Origin of the sequence: Halomonas sp. PBN3 (genome assembly GCF_000475415.1) — a bacterium.
Lineage (GTDB): Bacteria > Pseudomonadota > Gammaproteobacteria > Pseudomonadales > Halomonadaceae > Halomonas > Halomonas shengliensis.
This window is the reverse complement of sequence record NZ_AXCA01000012.1, coordinates 1-397: the sequence shown is the minus strand read 5'-3', so window position 1 is coordinate 397 and position 397 is coordinate 1. Positions and strand designations below refer to the sequence as shown.

Below are 397 nucleotides of genomic sequence, written 5' to 3'. Positions count from 1 at the left end.
GGGTGGTTGTGGGTGAAGATCACCGCACCGGCGTTGTGGTGCAGCGCCGCCTTCACCACCTCCCGCGGATAGACCGAGGCGGAATCAAGGGTGCCGTGGAATAGCTCGCTGAACTCGATCACGCGGTGCTGGGTGTCCAGGAAGATGGCACCAAACACCTCATGGTCGTAGCCAGCCAGCTTGAGCCACAGGAACTCACGCACCCGGTTGGGCGTGTTGAGCTTCATGCCTTTTGAGACGGAACGCTCAACCACCTGTCGCGCCGCATCGATGACGCGGTCATCGGGGGCCGCCAGGTAGTTGCCGTCGCTGTCGCGCACGAACAGCTGAGGCGCGTTGGATGGGGAGTAGCGAGACTCTGCCGGGAAGGCAGCTGCTGAAGTGTGTGTCATGACCA

At 62.5% G+C, this 397-nt stretch carries 1 protein-coding gene; it reads right to left on the bottom strand.

The window, feature by feature from the left end; all coding sequences use genetic code 11:
• Window positions 1–320: JAB domain-containing protein (locus tag Q673_RS20495; RefSeq protein ID WP_023004499.1), on the bottom strand; the 320-nt coding region annotated here is incomplete at its 3' end.
• Between the last annotated feature and the right edge of the window lie 77 nt (window positions 321–397).